The sequence below is a fragment of the Promicromonospora kroppenstedtii DSM 19349 genome (assembly GCF_000515355.1).
GTDB lineage: Bacteria > Actinomycetota > Actinomycetes > Actinomycetales > Cellulomonadaceae > Promicromonospora > Promicromonospora kroppenstedtii.
This window is the reverse complement of the sequence record NZ_KI911701.1, coordinates 16586-20019: the sequence shown is the minus strand read 5'-3', so window position 1 is coordinate 20019 and position 3434 is coordinate 16586. Positions and strand designations below refer to the sequence as shown.

Sequence of the window (3434 nt, the reverse complement as noted above, 5' to 3'; positions counted from 1 at the left end):
CGACCACCGCCGCCGCCTGTCGGAGCGCCTCGGCGCGCGCGACGCCGTGGTCAGCGCGGGGCGCGCGCCGCTGCGCAACGGCGACGCGATGTACGGGTTCCGCGCCGACAGCGACTTCGTGTGGCTCACGGGCACCCAGGCCGAGGACGGCGTCCTGGTGCTGCGGGCGAACGAGGGCGGGCACGACGCGACGCTGTACCTGCCGCCGCCCGCCAAGCCGGGCGAGAGCGCGTTCTTCGGCAACGCGGCGTACGGCGAGCTCTGGGTGGGGCCCTCTCCCGACCTGGCAGCGTGGGCCGAGGCGTTCGACATCGCCGTGGAGCCGCGGGCCGCGCTCGACGGCGTGCTGGAGAAGCTGGACGGCGCGCTCGCCTCGCCGTCGGTCGACGACGACCTGGTGCGGCGGTTCGGCCTCAAGCCGTCCGAGGACCTCGCCCGCGCCCTGTCCGACCTGCGGATGATCAAGGACGACTGGGAGATCGGCCAGCTCCGCGAGGCGATCGACCACACCGTGACCGGGTTCGACGCCGTGGCCCGCGAGGTGCCGCGCGCCGTCGGCGGGCTCGGCGAGCGCTGGCTGCAGGGCACGTTCGACCGGCACGCCCGCACGTTCGGCAACGGGCCGGGCTACTCGACGATCGTCGGCTCCGGGCCGCACGCCCCGACCCTGCACTGGGTGCGGTGCGACGGCCCGATCCTGCCCGACATGCCGCTGCTGCTCGACATGGGGGTCGAGGCGAACTCCCTGTACACGGCCGACGTGACCCGCACGATCCCGCCGTCAGGCACCTTCAGCACCGTGCAGCGCCAGGTGCACGACCTGGTGGAGAAGGCGCACCGCGCCGGCATGGCACAGATCCGGCCCGGCGTGGAGTACCTGGACTTCCACTTCGCGTCCATGGAGGTCATCGCGCAGGGGCTGCACGACTGGGGGCTGCTCGACGTGTCGGTCGACGAGGCGCTCTCCCCCGGCGGGCAGCAGCACCGGCGCTGGCTGGTCTGCGGCATCGGGCACCACCTGGGGCTCGACGTGCACGACTGCGCCCACTCCGACTACCAGGCCTACCAGGCCGCTCCCCTGGCCCCCGGCGTCGTGATGACGGTCGAGCCCGGCCTGTACTTCCACGCCCACGACGAGACCGTGCCGCCCGAGCTGCGCGGCATCGGCGTGCGCCTGGAGGACGATCTGCTGGTCACGGCCGACGGCGCCGAGGTGCTCTCGGACGCCCTGCCCATCGACGCCGCCGGCATCGAGCGCTGGACCGCGGAGCGGATCGGCGATGCCTGAGGCCGTGCTCTCCTTGCCGGGCGTGGGGACCCGGGTGGCCGAGCCGTTCCCGCTCGCCGACGTCGAGGTCACGGGCGGCGTCTTCACGCGTGCCCGCGACCAGATGCTGCACCTGGCGCGCGTCTACCCCGTGGACCGGCTGCTCGCCGTGTTCCGCGCGAACGCCGGGCTGGACACCCGCGGCGCGCTGCCGCCGGGCGGCTGGGAGGACTTCGGCCACCCCGACGAGGACGCCTGGGGCCCGCACGACTACCCCGGCCGGGAGGCCGCACCCACGGCCAACCTGCTGCGCGGCCACTACGCGGGCCACTTCCTGTCCATGCTGGCGCTCGCGGCCGGCGGTCCGGGCGACGCCGACGACCGGGCCGAGCTGAAGGCCAAGGTCGACGAGCTGGTCGCTGGTCTGCGGGAGGTCCAGGAGACGCTGGCGGCCACGGGCCGCTACAGCCACCCGGGGTTCCTGGCCGCCTACGGCGAGTGGCAGTTCTCGCGCCTGGAATCGCTGGCGCCCTACGGCGAGATCTGGGCGCCTTACTACACGTGCCACAAGATCATGGCCGGTCTGCTGGACGCCCACCGGCACACCGGCTCGGCCGTGGCGCTGGAGGTCGCCGCCGAGATGGGGCGGTGGGTGCACGGGCGGCTGTCCGTGCTGCCCGCGGAGCAGCGCGCGGCCATGTGGGCCCTGTACATCGCGGGCGAGGCAGGCGGCATGAACGAGGTGCTGTGCGACCTGGCGGTGCTGACGGGCGACCGTATGTTCGTCGAGACGGCGCAGCTGTTCGACCTGGACTCGCTGCTCGACCTCGCCGCGGCGGGCCGGGACGAGCTGGACGGCATGCACGCCAACCAGCACGCCGCGACCCTGCTCGGCTACCTCGCCCTGGGCGACCTGACCGGCGAGGCGCGCTACACGGACGCCGTCGTCAACCTGTGGGACATGCTCGTGCCCGGCCGCACCTACGCACACGGCGGCTCCGGCGAGAACGAGCTGTGGGGGCCGGCGGGCGCGGTCGCGGGCGACATCGGCAACCGGAACGCCGAGACGTGCGTGACCTACAACATGCTCAAGATCGCGCGCGCCCTGTTCGAGCGCACGGGCGAGGCGCGGTTCGCCGACTACTACGAGCGGGCCGTGACCAACCAGATCCTGGGCTCGCGACGCGACGTCGACTCGGACAACTCCCCCGAGGTGACGTACATGTTCCCCGTGCACCCGGGGGCGCTGCGCGAGTGGGACAACGTGGGCACCTGCTGCGGCGGCACGGGGCTGGAGAACCACGTCAAGTACCAGGACTCGGTGTACTTCCGTTCGGCGGCGTCCGAGAGCGGCGTCCGGACCGTCTGGGTCAACCTCTACGTGGCCTCGACGGCGAGCTGGCCGGAGGCCGACGTCCGGCTCGTGCAGCGGACGGGCTACCCGCTGGAGGGCGGCAGCCGGATCGAGGTCGACGCGACCGGCGACCTGGAGCTGCGCCTGCGCGTGCCGGGCTGGGTCGCGGACGGCGGTGCCTTCACCGTGACGGTGGACGGCGAGCCGCAGTCCGTCCGGGCCGACGGCGGGTACGTCGCCCTGCGGCGCGACTGGCGGCCCGGCACCGTCGTCGCGATCGACCTGCCGCTGACCCTGCGCGAGGTCCCGGCCCCCGACGACACGTCGGTGGTCACGCTGGAGCTCGGGCCGACGGTGCTGCTGGCCCGCAGCACCGCCACGACCTGGCTGCCGCTGGAGGCCGCGACCTGGCGGCGGCTGGACGGCACGCTGGAGGCCCCGCTGACCTCCGCCGACGACGGCACGTGGCGCCTCGGCGACCTCGTCCTGGAGCCGACGTGGTCCGGGTCCGACGCCAGGTACCACATGTACCTGCGCCGGTCGGACGCGCGGATCGCGTTCGCGGGGGCCGACCCCGCGGCGGACTCGGGCGTGCCGAACGCCGCGCGTGCGGACGGGCGGACGTTCCTCGACGTGCTGTGGTCGGACGGCGGTTTCGCCGACCGGGCGGAGTTCGTCGAGACCGTGCTGCGCACGACGCACGAGTTCGTGGACCTCGGGCTGCTCAGCGCCGCGGAGGGGCGGCGGGTGCTGCTGGCGGCGGCGCGCTGCGACGTCGGGCGGTCGCCCGAGGCCGACGGCGGGCCTGGCTCC

2 protein-coding genes are annotated in these 3434 nt (G+C 74.2%); both read left to right on the top strand.

Annotation, left to right across the window (positions count from 1 at the left end):
- Positions 1 to 1288 (top strand): aminopeptidase P family protein (locus PROKR_RS18425; RefSeq protein WP_051433126.1); only part of this gene is annotated, 1288 nt, incomplete at its 5' end.
- The coding region (locus PROKR_RS18420; RefSeq protein WP_051433125.1) for a beta-L-arabinofuranosidase domain-containing protein at positions 1281 to 3434 on the top strand (2154 nt) is incomplete at its 3' end. The genes PROKR_RS18425 and PROKR_RS18420, both read left to right, overlap by 8 nt.